Here is a 20,651-nt window from a genome sequence, read left to right as displayed (position 1 = left end):
CGGCGTGCAGTAAATCAGATGGCTCCGAAACCTCACATTATAGCACCTACTGCTAATGTAAGATATTTCCGGACGAAGGGCAAGGATTTTCGGCAATTATCCGACAAAATGCTTCATTTTCCGTACATTATCGTAAGATGAACAGGTAAAATATAGCAGCTAGTGCAAATCTGTACCAAGCAAAGTATTTGAGCTTAACTTTTTGCAATACCTTCAGGAACGCGACCACCACAATCCAGGCCACCACAAACGAGACAATAAAGCCGGTCACTAAAAATCCGACATCAATGGCGCCGGAGCGGAATTGATCGATGTTGGTAAGCAGCTCGTAGCCCGTGGCGGCGGTCATGATCGGGATTGCGATAAAGAACGAGAAGTCCGCGGAAGCCCGGTAGCTGAGGCCTGTAAGCATGCCGCCGGCAATGGTCGAGCCCGACCGGGAAAAGCCCGGCCACAAAGCGGATACGCACTGGATGAAGCCTATGATAAGAGCCTGCTTATACGTAATATCATCCATCGTCTCCGCGGTGCGCTTGATTTTGCCGGAGTCGTAAAGCACTTCCGATATCCACATATATATACCGCCGACGACAAGCGCCCACAGAACGGGCACGTAGTTAAAGCCGCCGCCTTTAATATAATCTCGGAATAAGAATGCCGCTACCAAAGGCGGAACGATTCCAAGCAGCACGTGAATCAGGTTCAACCGGCGGGTCGGCAAGGCGTCTACAGACAAGCCCTTCACCGTTTCCTTGCGCCCGAACCCTAGAACCTGGAATATTTTATCCCGGTATACGATTGCAATGGCCAGGATGGCTGCAAACTGAATGACGATTTCAAAAGTTTTGAGCTGTTCCGGTATATTGTCGCCATAACCGAGCAATTTGTTCGTCAATATCATATGCCCTGTAGAAGATACGGGCAGAAATTCCGTTAAGCCTTCGACAATACCTAGAATAATAGAATCAAACCAATCCAGCATGTGCGTTCACTCACTCCTGTTATGTGTTTAGTTGTGACCATCTTGTCCCTTCAGCCGCCAGCGCGGATTTCGGCAATCCGCCACAAGTGAGGGATCGTTAAGAGCGTCGATTAGAACGTCGCGGATAAACGCAGGCAGCAAGTAGCGGATGTCCCGCCCTTCTTTTAACCCGACATAGCCGGCGCCAAACGTGAACATATCCAAAGTGCCCACCCGATAATCTCTGTTTGCGGTGAGCGGTTCTCCATTAACCATGACTTGTATGATTTTATCATAATGGGGCCTGGATAGGTCTGCCACAATTTTCATACCGTCGATGCAAAGCGTACCGAGCATCCGGCCGCGGAACCCGAATCCGCGGATTTCAAGCTTGTAGAATTCCGGCAGCAGGCTCTCTTCCAAAGCCCTAAGGATTAGTGCGCCTTGGAGTGTCATCGTGCACAGATTAATCGGTGACGGGCATATGGCGTGAATCGTTTCTTCCGTGACGGGACCCGCGGGAAGCCCCTGAAGCAGCTGCCCGGTATTGACGAGCCCGATTTCCGCCGAAGTCGTCTGCCTGACGGCGCAAGCAAGCAATGCAGCCAATGGAGATTCCTTGAATGGATGCCATTCCATCGGCTCAGCCAGCACGGCAATCTGCCTGCTCATCACTATCCGGGCTTGATTCCGAAACGAATCCACAAGCCGGCTTACGCCGGAATGCTCCGGAAAGTCATCCAGAGCTTCACAGCCGCCTGTTACCTTTAGCTCTCCATCACGCTGTGAGTACTGGAGTTCCAAATGGCCGATATGCCGGCCGAACTTGCCGGCAGCGGCAATCGTCGTTCCGCCTCTTGTCAGAGGCGTTTCCAACAGATGATGCGTATGCGCTCCAAGTATAATATCAATGCCTTCCACGGTTTCAGCCAGCTTCTCGTCATAGCGGATCCCCAAATGAGAGAGTACGACCAGCACGTCCACGTGCTTGCGGATCTTCTCCACCCAATGCTTCGCCGTCTCGAGCGGGTCGAGAGCAGTCCACCCTAATAATTGATAATAATCGTTAAAGGCAGCGGTTCAGCCCGATATAACCGACGCGCACGCCGGACTTCTCCATCGTGAAAGCCGGGACCATCCAATCGGGCCGCTGTACCGGACCTTGGCGTATCATATTGGCGCATACGACCGGAATAGGCATTCCGTCAAAAAGCGCATCCAACTGCTCAGGCGTATAGGTTAAGCCTTCGTTATTGCCGATCGTCACCGCATCGTAACCGATCGCTTCCAGCATCGCACGATTAGCCGCGCCTTGCGTGCCCTCGGTCTCGATCCTCACACGGTCCAGAAAATCTCCGCAATCGACAAGCATCAACCGGTCTGCGGGCACCTGGCGTCTTACCCCGGCGACATACTCCGCGATCTGCGCCGATGCCTCGAAATGGCTATGTAAATCATTCGTATGCAGCAGGGTCAAAGTTACGTAAGGTTCGGTGACGGACAAAGCTCTTCTCTCCTTACCGCAGATTTGCGGCATCCGCGGCTCTCCCGGCGTTACTGCCGGGCCGATGCGATGCTTCTCTAGCATAACATTTCCGGAAACGATATGGTATGCTTTGAACGATGACAAGATGGAGGTTCTTGGGAGGTAATTTACATATGACGACTACGAACAATTGGCATATATCGCTTTTTGCAGGGCTTGCCGAACGGCTTTCAACGCGCAGTTTGCAGCCTTCTTGGGAAGAGCCCCAGCTCACCGTTCGCCAGATCAAAGACCGGCTGATGAAGCAGTTTCCTGAACAAGCCGATCTTCTTAGCCTATGTTTTATGGCGCAAAATCAGTCATACGCCGACGATGAAGCTGTGGTGCTCAAAGACGATGAGCTCGCACTGCTTCCTCCCGTTTCCGGCGGTAGTGATGTGGACGTGACGGGAGAGCGGTCCCGGAAAGAAGGCAAACGATTTCTGATTACGGAGGAAAAGCTGGACATTGACAGTGTGGTGGCGCAAATCTCCCATCCGGATCACGGGGCCGCTTTGGCATTCGTCGGAACGACCCGGGAGTGGACCCGAGGCCAACGTACGATCACACTGCAATATGAAGCGTACATCCCGATGGCCGAGTCTGCGATGGAGCAGATCGGGGAAGAAATTGCGCGGAAATGGCCGTGTACGCTGTGCGCGATTGCTCATCGGATCGGAACGGTCGGCATTAATGAAATCAGCGTCGTAATCGCCGTATCATCGCCCCACCGCGCTGAAAGCTACGAGGCGAGCCGTTATGCCATCGAGAGACTGAAGCAGAAAGTTCCGATCTGGAAAAAGGAAGTGTACGAGGACGGAACGGAGTGGAAAGGGCATCAGCTTGGGCCTTGGAATCCGATGGCCGAGATCGACGGTTTCGGAGGATCGGCGAAATGAGTTCGAGTCGTTCCGATATCCGTTACGCCCGCCAAATCCGATACCCTGCCATCGGCCGCTCCGGACAAAACCGGCTTATGCAGGCGCATGCCGCTATTGTCGGTTTAGGGGCTTTAGGCTGTGTTATCGCCAACCATTTGGCACGGGCGGGTGTCGGCAAACTTACGCTGATCGACAGAGACATCGTGGATCATTCTAATCTGCAGCGGCAGCTGCTGTTCGATGAAGCGGACGCCGAAGCGGGCGCACCGAAAGCAGCCGCTGCAGCCAAACGTTTGGCCTCGGTGAACGGGGATATCGAGCTGTTACCCTATATTGCGGATTTATCTTCCTATAATGCCGAGAGCTTATTGTCCGGCGCGGATATAGTCTTGGACGGAAGCGACAATTTTAACGCCAGGTATCTGATGAACGAGTTCAGCGTGAAACATGGAATACCGTGGATCTACGGCGGCGCCGTCGCGTCTTCGGGCATGTCGATGACGATCCGTCCGGGAGTTACCCCTTGTTTCGCCTGCATGTTTCCCGACGCTCCGCCCGGAGGCGCTGTGGATACGTGCGAGACGGCAGGTGTGCTTGCTCCCATCGTCGATACGGTAGGTTCCGTGCAATCCATGGAAGCCATCAAGTTATTGACCGGCAGCGAGCAAGCTTTACATGGCTCGCTGCTGCAAATCGATTTGTGGACGAATCAATGGCATTCCATCGGTATTGCCAGCGCCAAGAAACCGGATTGCCCGGTTTGCGCCCGGCGGGAATTCGATTTATTAGAAGGAAGACGGGAAGAGACATTGACGGCATCGTTATGTGGACGCAATACCGTGCAGGTCAGCCCGTCCCAGACACAGGTGCTGGATTTGAGCCTTATTGCCGGCCGTTGGGATTCTCTAGGAAAAGTGGAAATCAACGCGTACCTTCTCCGGCTGCATCGGACGGACGGTCTTACCTTTGTCCTGTTTCCGGACGGGAGAGCTCTGGTTATGGGTACGGATGACAGCGTGACGGCCAGGCGCATATATACGGAATTAATGGGCGAGTAAAAAAGAAAGGGCATGCCTCAAGACTGCCACTCACTGATCCGTATCTCCCCGAGCAGCTGCCGGTGATCCGCCATACGCAAATCGCCGGCAATCGGTGACAACGCATTCGCACACCCTGCCGCAGCCGCATGCCTTAAACAATCCTGGGCGGACCATCTCCGCACATGGCCGTAGGCGAAGCCCGCAACGAAGGCATCCCCGCAGCCCACGGTGTTGACCGCTTGCAGAGCCGGTATTTGAACCCGGTATATCTTCCCGGCAATGCCGGCCACCGCCCCCTCGGCTCCAAGCGTGATAACCACATTCGGTATGCCTTTGGCCATTAAAGCTGTCACCGCTTTAACAAGATCCGGCGCTTCCCCGTCCGGCAGCCATGGACGCACTTCGTCCTCATTGGGCTTGATGAACGAAGGCTTGGCCTCCATCCCCTGCTCCAGCGGAGCGCCGCTTGCATCGAGGAAAACCCCGGCGCCGGCGGAATCGGCGAGTCGAATAAGATCCGCATACAAGCCGGAATCCAAACCTTGAGGGAGACTGCCTGAGAAAATAACAAGCTTCGAGCGGCCGGCTAACTCTTGCAGCCGCTCCTTCAGCAGGTCCAAATGTTCACCGTCGATTTGCGGGCCAGGTTCCAGCACTTCCGTTGTGGAATTGTCCGTGCGGTCAATGAAATTAAGACATAGACGCGACTCTCCCGGCACGGTTATAAATTCCGCGTCAATGCCCGTATCCATCACGTGGTCGACAATGAACCGCCCGTTATGCCCGGCAGCAAATCCTGCGGCAGCCACCTTCTCGTGACCCAGCTGCTTCAGCACGCGAGCCACATTGATTCCTTTTCCTCCGGCCGCGGCAAGCACCTTTTCCGCCCGCATCACCGTGCCCTTACATATTTCGTCCAAATAATAAGTCTTATCGATCGCGGCATTCAAGGCGACCGTGGTTATCAGTTCGCGCATCGTCGTCACTCCCGCGGCTCACGCTTTGCCGATCGAACCGCAAAGACGCATTTTTTCTATGGCTGCGGCTTTAAGAGCTTGTTTGGCCGGCACCATGTATTTGCGCGGATCGTTCTCGCCGGGATTCGCCGCGAACACTTGCTTGATCGCGTCCGAAAAGACGATGCGGAGCTCGGTTGCGACATTCATTTTGGACATGCCGAGCCCGACGCACCGCTTCACCTGATCTTCGGGTATACCGGAGCCTCCGTGCAGAACCAGAGGAATCGACACTTTGGAAGCAATCCGCCCGATACGGTCGAAATCGATATTCGGGTCTCCTTGATAAATGCCGTGTGCGGTACCGATGGCGGGTGCCAGCGTATGCACACCGGTAAGCTCCACAAATCGGGCGCACTCCTCCGGGTCCGCGAGAAGAGCATCTCTGTCGTCGACTGCAATATCATCCTCGACGCCGCCGACACGGCCCAGCTCCGCTTCGACGTTGACACCTACCGCGTCAGCCGCTTCCACGACTTTACGCGTTGCGGCCACATTCTCATCGAACGGATGATGAGACGCATCGATCATGACGGATGTATAACCGGCCCGGATACACTGCATGATGATGTTAAAATCAGAGCAATGATCCAAATGAAGAGCGATCGGCACTTGAGAGCGATTCGACGCGATTGTCGCAGCAGCCGCGATATAATCCGCCCCCAAATGCTTCACCGTACCGACGGTTGATTGAATGATCAGCGGGGACTTCGTTTCCTCCGCAGCTTCCACTACAGCCTGCAGCATCTCCAATGTGTGCACATTGAATGCCCCGATACAGTAGCCGCCCGCACGCGCGGCTTGAAGCAGCTTCGTTGATGAAATCAAAGCCATCGTATCATTCCCCCGATTGTCAGGATCTCGTAGTAAACCGCATTTCCGCGTACATTGCGCTTCCGATGATACCGGCATCGTCGTTGTGCTCCGCGGTGACAACCTTCAAGCCTTCACGATAATCCGGCAGCAGATTGTCATACAGTTCCCGGCGAAGAGGCGCCAAAATCCGTTCACCGGCGTTGGCCGCCCCCGCCGCCGATAATAATGATCTCAGGACTGATCAGCGTCGCCGCGCTGGCCAGTGCCCGGCCTAGCAGCATACCGGCTCGGCTTAATATAGCTGAGGCCACTGCGTCTCCGGCATCCATAGCGCGCGATAAATCGGCTGCCGTCAGCTGGTCGAGCCGCTCGCCCGGAAACCATTCCCGAAGAACGGAATGCTGTCCTTCAAGCAGTGCTTTCTTAGCTTGCCTCACCATGCCTGAAGCGGATGCGACGGTCTCCAAGCATCCCGTCAGACCGCATGCGCACGGTTCGCTGACACCTTCCATTCGCACATGCCCCAGTTCGCCCGCCATATGTTTAAAGCCGTAATGGAGCTGCCCATCATTCACAATCGCAGCGGCAATCCCTGTGCCGACCGTGACGCCAAGTACATGCCCGCATCCCCGTCCGGCCCCCCTCATGGCTTCGCCGTATATGTACATCCTCACGTCATTATCAATGTATACGGGAAGCCCGGTTCGTTTCGTCAACAGCTGGGCCACCGGCACGTTCCGCCATTTCAGGTTGCCTGCGAACCGCGATACGCCGGATTGCGGATCGACCAGTCCCGGAAGGCCCACACCGATACTTTCCGCAGGCAGCTGATCGCCCATTTCCTGCCGGATGTGCCCGACCATATCCGCCAAACGGTCCAGCACGGCTGCTTCACCCTGATGAGCTTCAGTGGGTCTTTTGGTCTTGAGGAGCACTTTGCCGCTGTCATCTACCGCACCGCATACAATGTTCGTTCCACCCACGTCCACGCCGATATGAATACTCATTGCTCAGTCCCTCCTGTCCATAACATTCGGACACCCGATTGTTCCGCTGATTGCCGCAAAGAGGCCGACGGTTCCTTGTCCGTCACGCAAGCGTAGAGTTCGGATAAATCAGCGACGTGAAAAAGAGAAGCCCTGCCGATTTTCGAATGATCGAATACGGCTACGGTTTTGGCCGACCGCCGCATGAGCAGCTTCGCAATGTTGGCCTCCAGCTCCGAATAAGTGCTTACTCCTTGCTCTGCGGTAATTCCGTCAAGGCCCATGAACATCGTATGGATATTGAGCGCGCTCACCGTTTGCTCCGCCAAAGGGCCGCACAGTTCGAAACTTTTGTTGCGCAGAACTCCTCCGGTTAATACCACTTGAACGGCATCGCTTTCTGAAAGCTCCATGGCAATGTTCACCGCGTTCGTAACTACTGTAATGTTCTTGCGTTTCTTTAACGCCTTGGCAATCAAAAAAGTGGTGGTTCCCCCGGTCAGTCCCACGACATCCCCTTCTTCAACCATGGATGCAGCTTTACGCGCAATAGCCTCTTTCTCGGCGTACAGAGCGTGCTGCTTTTCATAGAAAGAGATTTCCCTTCCCGTGAGATGACTCTCGTATTTAGCTCCTCCGCCTAAAGTACGAATGACCCGTCCGCTGCTTTCAAGCTCCTCCAAATCCCTGCGGGCCGTCGCTTCAGAGCATTCGAAGCGCTCTGTCATCTCCTGTAAGGAAATGCTGCCGTATCGCTCGAGGTACCCTAGCACTTGTTGCTGACGCTGTAATTTGTTGCGCGCCATGATTCTGCTCCTCTGAAATTCAGATTTTCACCACTTGCGTGAGATTTCTCGGATGATCCGGATCTACACCTTTGTTCATGGCCGTGTAGAAACCGAAATACTGAAGCACAGGCATATAGAGAACGGCGCGCGCTTCATCGCTGATCTCCCGGCCGCCGATTTCGAATACGGCGTCGGCGAAAGCCGTGTCCTCGCCTTTCGAAGCTGTTACAAGCAGCACGAATGCGCCGCAGCCTTTCATTTCTTCTGCGACTTTCAGCTCGTAGGACCTGGCTTGCTCGGACACAAGCACGCAAACGATCGTCCCCGGCTCGACAATCGATTTGGGACCATGCCGGAATTCAAGCGTTCCATAGCTCTCTGTCCATACGTAGGACATTTCCTTTAGCTTCAGGCATGCTTCAAGCGATAGTCCATAATAACTTCCCATTCCTAAATAGACGAACTTATTGAAAGTATGGGAATGTGCCAATTGTTCCGCGAATCCGTTCGCCCGGATGACATTGTCATTACTTAAACTCAGCGCAGCGTCCATCGCTTCGATCAGCTTGTCCCCGGCTGCTTGCGCGATAGCCGTCTGCATCATGTACGTCATGCTTGTGAAGGATTTCGTCATCACCGTGCTTTTCTCTTTACCCAAGGGCGAAATTAGACATTCGGTCATCTGGCCCAGCCGGCTTGTCTCATAGCAGGTGATCCCGCATGTCGTCCAGTTGGGAAGATCCTTCACAGAGTCCAGAGCGAGAAAAACCTCCGTAGATTCGCCGGAACGGGATACCCCGACAAGGAGCACCTTCCTGTTCCTGGCCACCGACTGATCGCGAAAGAGGAAAATGTCTGAAGATGGGAAAGCGCTGGCGCTGCGGCTCAGCCAAAGGCGGCAAGTAGAGGCCATAACCAGAGCTTGATAATAAGAAGATCCGGAACCGATGAATACGACTTCGTCATAATCAGAGCTCCCAAGATACTTTCGGATCCAGTCGAGCTGCTGCAGCAATTGATCGCGTGCCGCTTGCAGAGCTTCAGTCTGGCTGGAGATTTCGGGCAGCGTTAAGGCGCCTTTGGCCATTTCCATCACTCCCGTATAAATATTTTTCATAATAATGCAATTATATTTCAAATATTATGAAAATAACAGTCATCAAAAAGAAAATAATTCGACTAAAATTGGGACTATATACTTAATCTAGTGAATGATATTGCAAGTAACCGCTTTCCTTGGTAGCATAGGAAATAGGAAAAAAGTAGTGTCTCTGAGTAAATTTCCCGCAGAGGTGTCGCATGAGAGTCCATATAACCGACTTGAAAGCCGGGGATCGTCTTGCCGAAGATATTTATACTTCCGTTGGTCTTACAGTTTTTTCAAAAGGGGCGACTCTATATGAGAAAGAATTGTCCCGGCTGTATCAGCATCAAGTGGATTATGTAGAAATCGAGTGGAGACCGGACAGGGCCGCTGAAGAAACGCCGAAGCTGCTGTCTTCTTCCAATCCGGCGCTTAGACCCTTCTATTACGATGCGGTGGAAGGTGCGGAGAAGCTGTTCCAGCGCGCCCTTGAGGAGGGCAAGATTTACGACGAGGACGTGAAGGGAACCTTCCAGCCTCTCGTTGATAACTTTCGCACGGAACGTGACGTCGTATCTCTGCTGCTTCTGTTGAACACCCAGGATGACTATACCTATCAGCATTCCGTTCAAGTAGGCTTACTGAGCTACTATGCCGCACGCTGGATGGGCTGGGCTGAAGAAGAGACGGTTCGCGCCGGCAAAGCCGGGTTCCTGCACGATATAGGCAAATGCCGAATCCCGAAGGCCATTCTGGACAAACCGGATGTGCTCACCGATGAAGAATTCGCCGAAATCAAAAACCATACCAAATACGGTTACGACATCCTGCAGAACTCTTTCAACGACCCGGCGCTTTCTTGGGCCGCGTTGCAGCACCATGAACGAATGGACGGCTCAGGTTATCCGCTGGGGTTGAAACGGGACAATATTCATCCCCTGGCCAAGCTCATATCCGTGGCGGATGTTTACAGCGCAATGATCTCCACCAGGGTGTACCGCGGCAAACGTGATTTACTCATGGTGTTAAAAGAAATGTACGACATGAGCTTCGACAAGCTCGATCCGGATATTACGCATACTTTTATCCGCCGCATGCTTCCCAACTTTATCGGCAAGAGAGTAGAGCTGTCTAACGGAGAAAGCGGCACCATCATATTAATTAACCAAACCGATTATTTCCGACCCCTGATCCAGATCGGGGAAAAGTTCGTCGACATGTCCATCCAAAGAAATTACGAAATCAGCAATGTCGTCATGTAAATGAAAGGGCAGCTTCCGCAGATGCGGGGCTGCCCTTTCGCATTCATTGCACATACCTTCTCGCATGCAGAAAGTTATTCTGCCAATAGCGGCTGTTGACGGGTGTAATCTGAACTCCGTTATCGCCTGCCGGAGAGGCGTGTATCATATTGCCTTCGCCCATATAAATACCGACATGGCCAACAGCTTGTCTGTTCTTAAATGTCCCGGGGACATTGAAAAACAACAGATCTCCCGGGATCAAGCTGCTGCTGCTGACAGGGGTGCCCCCTTGTGCCTGTTCCCTTGCCGTTCTCGGCATATCGATTCCGAAATGTCCGAATACATGCTGCACATAGGAGGAACAATCGAATTTTCCCGACTGTGCGTACGATCCGGCGCCGAAATCATAGTTAACGCCGAGAAAATTTTTCGCATAGGCGATCATATTGACAGTGGCGGTTGACTTAGCGGATACAGCATCGGAAAAATCGGCGCTCTCACGGTGCGCATCGATGTGTTTATCAGTCGTTCGGGGATAAAACTCGACATGACGGGACTCTACTTTAAAAATCGCCACATCCCCGAATAGAGACTGCAGCGCGGACAAGGGAATGTAGAGCTCGTCCCGTTCCTCTAGAGCAGGCGCAGCAAGCTCCCGCTGTTTCCCATCGACAGTTGCCTTTCTTTCGCCTGCTTGAAAAGACCATATCGGATCATGATCGCCGACTCCGTAAGAGCCGTCTTGCAGCCGGGCGCCCCGAAGACCCGTCGTTGACATAACATCTTGCAGCGACACATAGGGGGTGTTGTCTAAAGCTCGAATGCGGACCCTGCGCGCTTCCGCGAAAGGCTCCGGTGATTGTGCGGCATGATCTTCAGGCGAGGTCGTATATCTCTTCAGATCCTCTGCAAGCGGGGAATTGCTGCCGCACCCGGCAAGCATCGTTACTGCGAATATAGCTGGGCACAGCCATCGTATTTTCATGGGCTGATTTACGCCTCCCGGATAGATAGTTGACAGCCATTAGGATGACGCACCCCGATCGTGTTTATCCCTGTCTACGGTAATCGTGACTTAAGCCAAGCAGCCAAGCATATGACTTAGTTATCGAGAATCATGTTCCTTTGTCGCATTTTGGTCTATAATTTTCTCTATTATGCTAACAAGATCAGGTGAAGCGATGAACGATAACGGGTTCGGACTTCGAATCCGCCAGTTGGTGTCGCTGACAGGCAGCACCGTTAAGGTTGTTGTCGAAGAGCGGTTCCCGGGCGGCCGGTTGGTCGGCGGCAAATACAATCCGGCAACGCATACGATTACCTTATTTCGCGACTGCATCCGCGAGCAGTGCATCCAGCTGTTCGGAACCGAAAATGTTCTTGATCAATACGCGGCTATTATTCTCGCTCATGAACTGGGGCATGCTCAGGATCCCCAACTCGCGCAATTGGCAGAGCAATTGGCCAGCCCCGTTGCTTCAAAACGGGAGCAAAGAAAAATTGCGCTCAAGATTGAGAAGAATGCATGGAATTTTGCGTGCGCGCTGTTTCCCGAATGGAAACAGTCCGCCTTATGCCAAGAGATCGCGTATCAGTCTTTAGCCGATTACTATAAAGCGATGGCGCCGGATTTCGCGGAAGCCCGCAGCACACAAAAGCAACCGGCATCTGCCTAAGCAGAGCCGGTTGCTTTTTTTGTCATCCGTCAGTCGTTATCGCGTTGGCGCGCTCTGGCTTCGCCGCCCTTGCGTCCGGCTTCCTCGCGGCTCATCTTGCCGTCGCCGCCTTGACCGCCTCCGCGATTGCCGCGTCCGCCGTTGCCGTTATTGCCTGCTCCACGCGCTTCTCCGCCTTTTTCTCCGATTTCCTGATAGAACTCGCGGCCGTGAGACTCGGACGTCGCCTCTCCGCCTTTTTGGCCGATTTCCTGATAGAATTCACGTCCATGAGACTCGGATGTCGCTTCGCCGCCTTTCCGACCAATCTCCTGGTAGAAATCCCGGTCGTGTTTGCTGGCTGTCGCCTCTCCTCCCATACGTCCTGCTTCTTCCCGGCTCATCTTCCCGTCGTTGTTACGTCCGTTGTTACGTGCCATTCTGAATCACTCCTTTATGGGATGGAACTGATGTCTCTCGACATGATACCTTTACCCTAGGGAGTCATGTAAATATCAATTGTTAGAAGTTTATAAGCAGTCCTGAAGGCTTTCCAATATGCGCTTAATACCGAAGCTCAGAATGTATTCGGCGCAAAAAAAACAAGGGCTCCCGGCTTAGCCGGAAGCCCTTGCTGCATAACGTTTAACCGATACTGCCTTCCATCTCGAACTTGATCAACCGGTTCATCTCTACGGCGTACTCCATCGGCAATTCTTTGGTGAACGGCTCGATGAAGCCCATGACGATCATTTGAGTCGCTTCCGCTTCCGTCATGCCCCGGCTCATCAGGTAGAACAGCTGATCCTCGGACACTTTGGAGACGGTCGCTTCATGCTCCAGCGTAATATTATCGTTCATAATTTCGTTATACGGAATCGTATCACTCGTGGACTGATCATCCATGATGAGCGTATCGCACTTGATGTTCGCTTTCGCACCTTCGGCATTACGACCGAAAGAAGCAAGTCCGCGATAAGTGACTTTACCGCCGTGTTTGGAAATGGATTTGGATATGATCGTCGAGCTCGTATCCGGTGCAAGGTGAAGCATTTTGGCGCCTGCGTCTTGATGCTGGCCTTTGCCGGCAACGGCGATGGATAACACCATGCCTTTGGCGCCGCGACCTTTAAGAATGACCGCAGGGTACTTCATCGTCAGCTTGGAGCCGATGTTGCCGTCAACCCATTCCATGGTCGCATTCTCTTCGGCAACCGCACGTTTGGTAACCAGGTTGAAGATGTTCGGCGCCCAGTTCTGGATTGTTGTGTAACGAACCCGGGCATCCTTCTTGACGATGATTTCCACGACTGCGCTGTGGAGGGAGTTGGTGCTGTAAATAGGCGCCGTACATCCTTCTACATAGTGCACGGAGCTTCCTTCATCGGCAATGATCAGAGTGCGCTCGAACTGACCCATGTTCTCGGAGTTAATGCGGAAATATGCTTGCAGCGGCACGTCGCATTTTACACCTTTAGGAACATAGATGAAGCTGCCGCCGGACCAAACTGCGCTGTTCAAAGCGGCGAATTTGTTGTCGGCAGGCGGGACAACCGTAGCGAAGTATTCTTTAAGAATTTCCGGGTGCTCGCGCAGCGCGGTGTCGGTATCCATAAAGATGACGCCTTGCTTTTCCAAATCCTCTTGCATGCTGTGATACACAACTTCGGACTCATATTGCGCGGAAACGCCTGCGAGAAACTTCTGTTCGGCTTCAGGAATACCCAGCTTATCGAAAGTCGCTTTAATTTCTTCGGGAACTTCTTCCCAAGTTTTCCCTTGTCCCTCAGATGGCTTAACATAGTACTGAATGTCTTCGAAATCCAGCTCATCCATGTTGCCGCCCCAACGAGGCATATCCATCTTGCGGAACTGCTCCAATGACTTCAATCGGAATTTGAGCATCCACTCCGGTTCGCCCTTCATCTGGGAAATCGTACGGACGATTTCTTCGGTAAGACCTTTACCCGATTGGAAAATCGCCTTGTGCTCGTCACGAAACCCATATTTATAAGCTTCCATTTCCGGCAATTGCTTAGCCATGGCGTCTAACCTCCTTCAATTATTGTTCCGTACCTTCGTGCTGCCCCTGCCCTTGCTCAACGCCTTTGCGGAGAGCATTCCAAGCGAGGGTTGCACATTTGATCCGAGCAGGAAATTTGTTCACTCCGGACAATGCTGCTATATCTTCGTATTCGTCAAAATCGACGGCTTCACCTTTCATCAGAGAGGAAAACTTATCCGCCAGCTTCAACGCTTCTTCGGCAGTTTTGCCTTTGACCGCGTCCGTCATCATCGAAGCCGACGACATGCTGATCGAGCAGCCTTCCCCGGTAAAACGGGCATTTCTTACCACTCCGTCTTCTAACTGCAGCTGCAGAGAGATACGGTCGCCGCAGGTCGGGTTATTGAGATTGACGGTTACGGAGCCGTCATCCAGCTGTCCGCGGTTGCGCGGAGTTTTATAGTGATCCATAATGACACGGCGGTATAAATCATCTAATTGGCTCATAACCGAAAAACTCCTTTGTCTTAACCAACGAATCGGCCAGCCGGTCGATGTCTTCTTCGTTGTTGTATAAATAAAAGCTGGCTCTTGCCGTGGCGCTGACATTCAGCCATCTCATGAGCGGCTGTGCGCAGTGATGCCCGGCACGGACGGCGATGCCTTCCGTATCAAGCACAGTGGCGACATCGTGCGGATGCACATCTGCTAGATTAAACGTCACCAGCCCCGCCCGTTCTTCGCGCGGCCCGTATATCGTAATTCCGTCGATACGCGAAAGTCGGTCCATCGCGTAACGGGTCAGCTTCTTCTCATGTCTGTCGACGTTGTCCAGCCCCACCTGCTCCAGGAAATCGATGGCAGCCCCCAGGCCGACCGCTCCGGCAATAATCGGCGTCCCGCCTTCGAACTTCCAAGGCAGCTCTTTCCATGTGGAATCATAAAGTTCCACGAAATCGATCATTTCGCCGCCATATTCGACCGGCTCCATGCGCTCAAGCAGGCGGGTCTTGCCGTACAGAGCGCCAATGCCGGTAGGACCGAGCATTTTGTGTCCGGAGAAAGCGTAGAAATCCACATCCAGAGCCTGCACGTCCACTTTCATATGAGGTGTGCTTTGTGCTCCGTCTACGACGATGACGGCGCCTTTGCGATGGGCGATTTCAGTAATCTCTGCAATCGGGTTGATCGTGCCCAATACGTTAGACACATAGGTGATCGCCACGATCTTAGTTTGTTCAGTAACGGTGTTCTCAACATCCGCTAATTTAATTGTACCATCTGGCTGCAGCGGAATGTATTTTAATGTAGCGCCCGTTGCTTTCGCGGCTTGCTGCCATGGAATGAGGTTGCTGTGATGCTCCATAGGTGTAATGACGATTTCGTCGCCTTCACCGAGCAGATGACGGGCATAGCCCGAAGCAACAAGATTCAGGGCGGCAGTCGTTCCCCGGGTGAAAATGATTTCGCTGCTCGAGCCTGCGTTGATGAACTTCCTCACTTTGTCCCGAGCGCCTTCGTAGGCATCTGTCGCCCTCGACCCGAGTGTATGCACGCCGCGATGCACATTCGCATTGTCCCATTCGTAATAACGTTTGACGGCCTCGATGACCGCACGAGGCTTTTGCGTAGTGGCCGCATTATCCAGATATACGAGCGGATGTCCGTTAATATCCTGATGAAGGATCGGAAATTCCGCTTTAAGCGCTTTGGGATCCATAATCAGCCCAGCTTTCTTTCAAGGATGCGGTGCAGCTGCTCGCGCAACCCTTCCAGTGGAATTTCGGAAACGACGGGGTCCAGGAACCCGTGAATGATGAGGCGCTCCGCATCTTGGCGGGAAACTCCGCGAGACATCAAATAGTAAACTTGTTCCGCGTTGACCTGGCCCACGCTTGCGGCATGACCTGCCTTAACATCGTCTTCGTCGATCAACAGAATCGGATTCGCGTCTCCACGAGCTTTCGGGCTCAGCATCAGAACTTTCTCCGTTTGCTGTCCATTGGCCTTGGTTGCGCCCTTCTCGATCTTGGTGATCCCGTTGATAATCGCTGTGGCTTCTTCTTTCATAACGGCACGAGTCACCATGTCGCTCTCGGAAGAACGACCGATATGCACCGCTTGCGTTGTAAGGCTCATACGTTGGTTCTTCGTTCCTACGGAAATAATTTTGGAATCGGAGGTACTTCCGTGGCCCTTAAGCAACGATTTGGTATCCGTCAAAGTATTCCCATTGTGCAAGTCTCCGACAATCCATTCTATTCGGGAATCATTGTCTAGAACTGCACGTCTGTATGCAATATCTATTGCAGATGCATCCATATGATGCACTGCGGCATAACGAACGGTAGCGCCGGCTTTGGCGAAAACTTCAACTGCACTGTTGTGCAGAAGGGTTGCAGATGTTTCGCCCAGCGAAGAAGCGACTTGCTCGACAAAAGAAACGCTGCTGTTGCTTTCCGCAATGACGAGAATGTGCGGCATAAAAGTCGCTTCCGCGTCGTCAACGAACAGCAGTGCTTGAATCGGCTGCTCAATTTCGACATTGCGCGGCACATACAGGAACACGCCGCCGTTCCAGAGCGCGGCATGCACAGCGGACAGCTTATGCTCATCTCTGGCGTATGCGGTCATAAAATGTTTGCGAAGCAGCTCTTCGTGTGTACGAACCGCTTCTTCCATGCTGGTCAGCACCACGCCTTGAGCTTTCAATTCATCGGAAAGACCGGTGTATACTACGGAAGAATTGTGCTGCACGATGAGCGCGCCGGTGTGTTGCTCCGGCAGCAGTGCGGTAATAACGGCAGGCAGATCGGATACTGAAGAGACCTGCTGTCCGGGACGATGCGTTCCGTACTGATCCAAAGTCCATCTTGTCAGCGGCATTTTCTCCGGCCGCGGCAGTTCGAGCCGTACCGCGAGATCTCCTGCTTCTTCCCGCCAAGCGACAAGCCAAGCCGGCTCGTTCTTGCTGCGGGCGATCGCGGCTGCAGCTTCCCGGCCAAAAGAGGTGGTCGGTGTACTCATGATTGCTTAACCTCCCTTGTCTCTTTAAGCCTGGCCGACGGTCTCGTCGACAATGCCCAGTTCTTCTTTAACCCAGTCATAACCGTCGGCTTCCAGCCGCTCAGCCAGCTCAGGTCCCCCCGATTTCACGATGCGGCCTTGCATCATGACATGAACATGGTCCGGCTTCACATAATTAAGCAGGCGCTGATAGTGAGTGATGATCAGGAAGCCGCGATCTTCATTCCGCATAGCGTTAACGCCTTCAGCGACAATTCTCAGGGCGTCGATATCCAATCCGGAGTCGATCTCATCCAGAATAACGAGCTTCGGCTCAAGCAGCATCATTTGCAGAATTTCATTACGTTTCTTTTCACCGCCGGAAAAGCCTTCGTTCAAATAACGGTGCATGAACTCCGGATTCATTTCCAATTCTTTCATTTTTCCTTCCATTTGGCGGATGAATTTAATGAGGGAAATCTCATTGCCTTCGCCGCGGCGAGCGTTAATAGCGGTGCGCAGGAAGTCAGAGTTCGTGACGCCGGTAATTTCGCTCGGATATTGCATGGCAAGGAACAAGCCGGCACGCGCACGCTCGTCCACTCCCATCTCCAATACATCTTCGCCGTTCAGTGTCACTTCACCCTCAGTGACTTCGTATTTAGGATGGCCCATCAATGCGGAAGCCAGCGTACTTTTACCGGTACCGTTCGGACCCATGATGGCATGAACTTCGCCGCCTTGGATCTTCAGATCGATTCCTTTCAATATTTCTTTACCCTCAATGGACGATTTCAGTCCGCGAATTTCAAATTGAGTGGACATTGTCTTACCTCCAGGTCTCTATGAGAAAGTCGTTGATTGGCTTGTTATGGCGGCAATTCCGTTACACCAATCGCCAAAAAACGAATTCCTTATTTATAATCATTTTAAATTGATTCTCAGTGATTCTCAACACCAATTTTATGAAACTTACATGAAAAAAGCAAACCGGGCCTTTCCCCACTCGAGAAAAGGTCCGGAAATAAGTTATAGCTGTAAACCTTCTATGGCATTTCTGACTTGCCGGGCTTTCTTATTGAATTCATCGTCGCTGAGTACCGGGATTGCGCGCTCCGAGGCGATCTCATCCTCCAAGCGCAGCCAGGACTTGCAGCCTCCGTAATTTTCCCGCAGCGGCAGCACGGCCGGGGGCGTCAATTTGTACATTCTAAGCACAAGCACATGCAGGGGCTTTGTTCTTTTCCATTTCAACCGTTCTTCCGCGTAGTCTTCCGTCCAAATGTGGAGAGGATCCAACCTTTTTAAAATATCCGCATCCGTTATCTCTATATCTTCAAACACTTCCGCGAATGATGTGATGGTTACCGTATCGGGGTGACCGGCGGCTTCCGCCTGTGTCGTGACAACATCTTCTCTTGCCTCGTCTTTGACCAGATGCGGTTTCTGATGCTCAAAGGAAGGAAACAAATAAAATTGCGGACTTTCGAGCCTGAATTCTTTCGTTTCCTCGGCGATGCCGCCCTTACGCAGCACGATGACCTGACGGCCCTCCTCGAGCGCTTTGACCGCCGCCGCCCACTCCCTTAATGCGATCGGCTGCTCCATTTTTCGCCACCGACTCCTCTCCAACCCAGTTCCTCCATTATAACATACGAGTTACTGAGGGAGGTCGACTCGCATCTCCATGTCAGGGATGTAGGTGATCGGCGGAACCGGCCAAGTCAGGAAGGTAATTTTGTCATCAGGTGCGAATCTTCTGAACTCTTTTATATGTTCAGAGCCTGAATGATCAAGTGTTGTGGATGAGACCGCATACATAGATTCCCCGTTTTCGTCCTCAATAATTAAAATTGACTGAATCGACGGGTTGGATCCTTCCGTATGATAATGCACGATACACCGGTCTTCCAAATATTCTATGCTTGTAACCACAAGCTTGTTGCCGCCCGTTTGGGAGATGACGAATGGCTTGGCTGCCGTTGGAGGTTTTTGAAGCGTCTGGCGAATATACTGCGGGTTTTCGATTCTATAGATTCCCTCGTTGTCGTAGTAGTACGGCTTTAAAACAAGCTGCCGCGCTTTGGGGTTCAAATGACGGACATGCAACCGCCCATCGAAAAAGTATGAGGAGTCGTAAATATAGCCGGTATCATCCGTCACCTCTAACCCTACTACGATGTTTCCGGATGCATCCTGAAAGTCATAATCACCCCATATTTCCGTATTTAAAGGGGAAAAAATAATTTTATCCAGAGTTATAGATAACAGATCATTAATTTTATTCAGAGCAGGTTTAATAAACAGATCGGGGGTTGTGGTCACAGGCAGCGCAAAATCCCAATTGCCCGATGTTTCACCGACTTTCGTCACCTCCAGCTGCATATGAAAAGAGTCCGGACGATAGCGGTCCAGCTTGATCATGATTACCCCTTCATGATTCCGGCTGTCCAGTCGCCTGTCATTAATGTGAAGATAATGAACATACTTCGGGTCATTATCATACTTATTGATCAGCAGATCATCCACTTTTATTTTGAAATCCAAACCTGTTCCTTTCACTTCTTCGTCCGACTGAAGTGCGTAATCAATGGACATTGCAAATCCGTCATAGATGACGCGACTGATGCTGAAAGTGATGCCCTGGTCGGTCACACTTTGCCCAAGCTTGTCGTCGCCCTTGAACAACAGTGAACCGATAACCGGCACCCTGTTTAATGCCGACTTCATTTCCGGTGTTGAAAACATAGCGAGTACGGCAACCACCACTCCGAGGATTGCAACCGACACAGCAGAGAAACCCCATCTTCTCATCAGCAATCGCCGACGGGCTGCCTCCCGGTTCGGAAGCGTGTGCAGCGTTTGTTCGATGCGCTGCGATACTTTCGCTGGAATTGCCGCGCCCGGATTCGCCTGCTCACGCAGCAACCGATCCAATTCAACGTCGTTCATATCCCATCTTCCTTTCGTCTGGTATTGCCAGCCATTTCAGCAGCTGCCGTCTGGCCCGGTGAAGTCTTGATTTCAACGTGCCTTCCGACACGTTTAACATGACGGCGATCACATTCAGAGGCAGGTCCGCGTAATAATGAAGCTTGACGAGTGTTCGCAACGGTTCCCGCAAGCGGTTCACCGCTTCTCGCAAATCCATGTCCGCTCCCGCTGCGACTTCTCCGCTCTCCGGCAGGTTATCGAATGGTATGATCCTTTTCCGCCGCCGGTACGTCTGTTGGCATTCGCGGATCAGAATCCGGAACAGCCACGTGCGGAAATAAGCCGGCTCACGGAGACTCGGCAGGCTGCGATAAGCTTTCAGGATCGTTTCCTGAATCGCGTCCGCGCAATCTTCGTCTCTATGCAATAAGGACCATGCCAGCCGATACATCTCCTTCTCCATCGTGCGAATCAACCTGGCGAAAGCGTCCCGGTCACCCGCAACGGCAAGTTGCACATCCGTACTCCAAGACAGATCCGACAAGGGAACCCTCCTCTCATCCGTTGGTATTTCTTATTTCTATAGAGTTAGATGGCACAGCTTCCCAATCGGTTCGCATTGCGATATAATTTATTTATAAGTTGAAGGCCATGCTGCCCAACCTGACCGGTAAGGCACAACCTCGGAGCGCGTCGCGCAGGGGTTGTGC

General features: G+C 52.5%; 23 protein-coding genes. 4 read left to right on the top strand and 19 right to left on the bottom strand.

The features are described 5' to 3' along the window. Positions 1-127 precede the first annotated feature (127 nt). From SD71_RS05870 to SD71_RS22030, 3 genes are all read right to left on the bottom strand, one after another. Positions 128-982 carry an undecaprenyl-diphosphate phosphatase gene (locus SD71_RS05870; protein ID WP_152619352.1) on the bottom strand — a complete coding sequence of 285 codons (855 nt, stop codon included), beginning with the start codon at positions 980-982 and terminating at the stop codon, positions 128-130. A gap of 27 nt (positions 983-1,009) precedes the next feature. Further along, positions 1,010-1,966 (bottom strand): bifunctional metallophosphatase/5'-nucleotidase, encoded by a 957-nt coding sequence (locus SD71_RS05865; protein ID WP_052476008.1) that lies wholly within the window; start codon positions 1,964-1,966, stop codon positions 1,010-1,012. 61 nt (positions 1,967-2,027) lie between these two features. Further along, positions 2,028-2,498, bottom strand: a complete 471-nt coding sequence (locus SD71_RS22030; RefSeq protein ID WP_161793342.1) for a bifunctional UDP-sugar hydrolase/5'-nucleotidase — start codon at positions 2,496-2,498, stop codon at positions 2,028-2,030. A gap of 122 nt (positions 2,499-2,620) precedes the next feature. Between SD71_RS22030 and SD71_RS05860 the strand changes: the two genes are divergently transcribed. Next, positions 2,621-3,385 (top strand): molybdenum cofactor biosynthesis protein MoaE, encoded by a 765-nt coding sequence (locus SD71_RS05860; RefSeq protein ID WP_041060928.1) that lies wholly within the window; start codon positions 2,621-2,623, stop codon positions 3,383-3,385. Further along, positions 3,382-4,425 (top strand): ThiF family adenylyltransferase, encoded by a 1,044-nt coding sequence (locus SD71_RS05855; RefSeq protein ID WP_041060926.1) that lies wholly within the window; start codon positions 3,382-3,384, stop codon positions 4,423-4,425. The genes SD71_RS05860 and SD71_RS05855 overlap by 4 nt, the downstream gene beginning before the upstream one ends. Positions 4,426-4,442: 17 nt before the next feature. On the opposite strand, the gene SD71_RS05850 is transcribed toward SD71_RS05855, so the two are convergent. From SD71_RS05850 to SD71_RS05830, 6 genes are read right to left on the bottom strand one after another with little or no spacing between them, the layout of a single operon-like run. Beyond that, positions 4,443-5,384 (bottom strand): 1-phosphofructokinase family hexose kinase, encoded by a 942-nt coding sequence (locus SD71_RS05850; protein WP_235427014.1) that lies wholly within the window; start codon positions 5,382-5,384, stop codon positions 4,443-4,445. A gap of 18 nt (positions 5,385-5,402) precedes the next feature. Further along, positions 5,403-6,257 carry a class II fructose-1,6-bisphosphate aldolase gene (gene fba / locus SD71_RS05845; RefSeq protein ID WP_041060924.1) on the bottom strand — a complete coding sequence of 285 codons (855 nt, stop codon included), beginning with the start codon at positions 6,255-6,257 and terminating at the stop codon, positions 5,403-5,405. A 19-nt stretch (positions 6,258-6,276) separates the two neighbouring features. Next, a complete protein-coding gene (locus tag SD71_RS25825) occupies positions 6,277-6,423 on the bottom strand; it encodes a hypothetical protein (protein ID WP_326998706.1) in 147 nt (48 codons plus the stop codon). A gap of 7 nt (positions 6,424-6,430) precedes the next feature. Next, complete coding sequence (locus SD71_RS05840; RefSeq protein ID WP_326998705.1) at positions 6,431-7,246, bottom strand: ROK family protein; 816 nt, start codon at positions 7,244-7,246, stop codon at positions 6,431-6,433. After that, positions 7,243-8,031 carry a DeoR/GlpR family DNA-binding transcription regulator gene (locus tag SD71_RS05835; RefSeq protein ID WP_041060921.1) on the bottom strand — a complete coding sequence of 263 codons (789 nt, stop codon included), beginning with the start codon at positions 8,029-8,031 and terminating at the stop codon, positions 7,243-7,245. Before SD71_RS05835 ends, SD71_RS05840 begins: the two co-directional genes overlap by 4 nt. Before the next feature lie 19 nt (positions 8,032-8,050). Next, on the bottom strand, positions 8,051-9,106 hold the full coding sequence (locus tag SD71_RS05830; protein WP_041060919.1) for an SIS domain-containing protein: 1,056 nt from the start codon (positions 9,104-9,106) through the stop codon (positions 8,051-8,053). A gap of 206 nt (positions 9,107-9,312) precedes the next feature. On the opposite strand from SD71_RS05830, the gene SD71_RS05825 reads away from it, so the two are divergent. Next, positions 9,313-10,359, top strand: coding sequence for an HD-GYP domain-containing protein (locus tag SD71_RS05825; RefSeq protein ID WP_041060917.1), 1,047 nt, complete (start codon positions 9,313-9,315; stop codon positions 10,357-10,359). Positions 10,360-10,402: 43 nt separating this feature from the next. Here SD71_RS05825 and SD71_RS22025 read toward each other — a convergent pair whose 3' ends face one another. Then, positions 10,403-11,326 (bottom strand): C40 family peptidase, encoded by a 924-nt coding sequence (locus SD71_RS22025; protein WP_052476006.1) that lies wholly within the window; start codon positions 11,324-11,326, stop codon positions 10,403-10,405. 196 nt (positions 11,327-11,522) lie between these two features. Between SD71_RS22025 and SD71_RS05815 the strand changes: the two genes are divergently transcribed. Continuing rightward, positions 11,523-12,017: a hypothetical protein gene (locus tag SD71_RS05815; RefSeq protein WP_052476005.1), complete on the top strand. Its 495-nt coding sequence runs from the start codon at positions 11,523-11,525 to the stop codon at positions 12,015-12,017. Positions 12,018-12,046: 29 nt separating this feature from the next. On the opposite strand, the gene SD71_RS05810 is transcribed toward SD71_RS05815, so the two are convergent. The 9 genes from SD71_RS05810 to SD71_RS05770 form a co-directional block, all read right to left on the bottom strand. Further along, positions 12,047-12,436: a KGG domain-containing protein gene (locus SD71_RS05810; protein ID WP_041060915.1), complete on the bottom strand. Its 390-nt coding sequence runs from the start codon at positions 12,434-12,436 to the stop codon at positions 12,047-12,049. A 205-nt stretch (positions 12,437-12,641) separates the two neighbouring features. Continuing rightward, a complete protein-coding gene (gene sufB / locus SD71_RS05805) occupies positions 12,642-14,039 on the bottom strand; it encodes a Fe-S cluster assembly protein SufB (protein ID WP_041060912.1) in 1,398 nt (465 codons plus the stop codon). Positions 14,040-14,058: 19 nt separating this feature from the next. After that, positions 14,059-14,508 carry a Fe-S cluster assembly sulfur transfer protein SufU gene (gene sufU / locus SD71_RS05800; RefSeq protein WP_041060909.1) on the bottom strand — a complete coding sequence of 150 codons (450 nt, stop codon included), beginning with the start codon at positions 14,506-14,508 and terminating at the stop codon, positions 14,059-14,061. Beyond that, positions 14,492-15,721: a cysteine desulfurase gene (locus SD71_RS05795; protein WP_041060906.1), complete on the bottom strand. Its 1,230-nt coding sequence runs from the start codon at positions 15,719-15,721 to the stop codon at positions 14,492-14,494. Before SD71_RS05795 ends, sufU begins: the two co-directional genes overlap by 17 nt. A gap of 2 nt (positions 15,722-15,723) precedes the next feature. Beyond that, on the bottom strand, positions 15,724-17,028 hold the full coding sequence (gene sufD / locus SD71_RS05790; RefSeq protein ID WP_041060903.1) for a Fe-S cluster assembly protein SufD: 1,305 nt from the start codon (positions 17,026-17,028) through the stop codon (positions 15,724-15,726). A 24-nt stretch (positions 17,029-17,052) separates the two neighbouring features. Further along, positions 17,053-17,832, bottom strand: coding sequence for a Fe-S cluster assembly ATPase SufC (sufC, locus tag SD71_RS05785; RefSeq protein WP_041060900.1), 780 nt, complete (start codon positions 17,830-17,832; stop codon positions 17,053-17,055). 204 nt (positions 17,833-18,036) lie between these two features. After that, the gene (locus SD71_RS05780) at positions 18,037-18,615 is read right to left on the bottom strand and encodes a DUF1802 family protein (RefSeq protein WP_041060898.1); all 579 of its coding nucleotides are present in this window, start codon (positions 18,613-18,615) and stop codon (positions 18,037-18,039) included. A gap of 51 nt (positions 18,616-18,666) precedes the next feature. After that, positions 18,667-19,959, bottom strand: a complete 1,293-nt coding sequence (locus tag SD71_RS05775) for a DUF4179 domain-containing protein (protein WP_041060895.1) — start codon at positions 19,957-19,959, stop codon at positions 18,667-18,669. Next, a complete protein-coding gene (locus tag SD71_RS05770; protein ID WP_052476004.1) occupies positions 19,946-20,485 on the bottom strand; it encodes a sigma-70 family RNA polymerase sigma factor in 540 nt (179 codons plus the stop codon). The genes SD71_RS05775 and SD71_RS05770 overlap by 14 nt, the downstream gene beginning before the upstream one ends. Positions 20,486-20,651: the final 166 nt, after the last annotated feature.

This window comes from Cohnella kolymensis, from assembly GCF_000829465.1.
In the GTDB taxonomy this organism is placed as follows: domain Bacteria; phylum Bacillota; class Bacilli; order Paenibacillales; family Paenibacillaceae; genus Cohnella; species Cohnella kolymensis.
Note: the sequence above shows the minus strand (reverse complement) of the source record. Positions and strands in the feature narration are given on the sequence as shown.